Annotated in this window: 2 protein-coding genes; both read left to right on the plus strand. The window is 62.7% G+C overall.

Annotation, left to right across the window (positions count from 1 at the left end):
- Positions 1-619 (plus strand): ABC transporter permease (locus tag EOD07_RS33035; RefSeq protein ID WP_164772779.1); only part of this gene is annotated, 619 nt, incomplete at its 5' end.
- A 51-nt stretch (positions 620-670) separates the two neighbouring features.
- Entirely contained in the window at positions 671-1738 is a 1068-nt protein-coding gene (locus EOD07_RS33040) for a BMP family ABC transporter substrate-binding protein (protein WP_040982865.1), read from the plus strand.
- Positions 1739-1790 lie beyond the last annotated feature (52 nt).

Consider the following 1790-nt stretch of genomic DNA (forward strand, 5'->3'; position numbering starts at 1 on the left):
CCTCTCCGGCATGATCGGCACCAGCTTCGTCGGCCAGCCGGGCGTGAGATTGCCCAATCTCGACATTCCCGGGATCAGCTCGATCCCGGTCGTCGGCAGGCTGATCTTCGGCCAGGATCCGGTATTCTACATCTCGATCGCGCTGACCGCGGCAGTGATGTGGTTCCTGTTCAGGACGCGCACGGGGCTTACGCTGCGCTCGATCGGCGACAGCCATACGTCGGCGCACGCGCTCGGCATCAAGGTGATCCGCTACCGTTATCTCGCGGTGGTGTTCGGCGGCGCCTGCGCCGGTCTTGCCGGCGGCCACCTGTCGCTGGTCTATACGCCGCAATGGGTCGAGAACATGAGCGCGGGCCGCGGCTGGATCGCGCTGGCGCTGGTGGTGTTCGCGTCCTGGCGTCCGTGGCGGGTGCTGGCCGGCGCCTATATCTTCGGCGCGGTGTGGATCGGCCAGCTTCATGCACAGGCTTTTGGCATTCCGGTGCCTTCGCAATTTCTTTCTTCGCTGCCCTATCTGGCAACCATCGTGGTTCTCGTTCTAATCTCCCGCAACAAGCGGCTGACGATGATGAACACGCCGGCTTCGTTGGGGCAGCCATTCGTTCCGGATCGTTGACAACAACAAAAAGACGGGAAGCTCCAAGGCTTAACTCAGAGAGGTAACACAATGAAAAAACTGCTTATTGCGTTGATGACCACGGCCGCGGCCCTGTCGCTGGCGGCAACCGCCGAGGCCGCCGACAAGCTGAAGGCGTGCTGGGTCTATACGGGTCCGATCGGCGATTTCGGCTACTCCTACCAGCACGACCAGGGCCGCCTCGAGGTCGAGAAGGCGCTCGGCGACAAGGTCGAGACCGCCTATCTCGAAAACGTGTCGGAAGGTCCGGACGCAGACCGCGCTTTCGAGCGCCTGGCGCGCGAGAACTGCAAGATCATCTTCGGCACCTCCTTCGGCTTCATGGATGCCGAAGTGAAGGTCGCCAAGAAGTTCCCCAAGGTGATGTTCGAGCATGCCACCGGTTTCAAGACCGGCGACAATCTCGGCATCTACAATGCGCGCTTCTATGAAGGCCGCTACGTGCTCGGCCAGATCGCGGCCAAGGAATCGAAGAAGGGCCTCGCCGGCTACATCGTCTCCTTCCCGATCCCGGAAGTGGTGATGGGCATCAATTCCTTCATCCTCGGCGCGCAGTCGGTCAATCCCGACTTCAAGGTCAAGATCGTGTGGGTGAACTCCTGGTTCGACCCGGGCAAGGAAGCCGACGCCGCCAAGGCGCTGTTCGACCAGGGCGCCGACATCATCGTGCAGCACACCGATTCGACCGCCGCGCTGCAGGTCGCCGAGGAGCGCAAGCTGCATGGTTTCGGCCAGTCGTCCGACATGATCAAGTTCGCGCCGAACGCGCAACTGACCTCGCTGACCGACGAATGGGGTCCGTATTACATCAGCCGCGTGCAGGCGGCGCTCGACGGCACCTGGAAGCCGGACAATGTGTGGCTGGGCATCAAGGACGGCGCGGTCAAGCTCGCGCCCTACACCAACATGCCCGACGACGTGAAGGCGATGGCGGAAGCCACCGAGAAGAAGATCGCCGGCGGCTGGAATCCCTTCACCGGACCGATCGCCAAGCAGGATGGCTCGCCCTGGCTGAAGGACGGCGAGGTCGCCGACGACGGCACGCTGCTCGGCATGAATTTCTACGTCAAGGGCATCGACGATAAGCTGCCGCAGTAAGCGGCGCCGACGTTTCGAAGCGGAGAGGGCGCCTGGCGGCGCCCTCTTTCGT

Source organism: Mesorhizobium sp. M2C.T.Ca.TU.002.02.1.1, assembly GCF_003997225.1.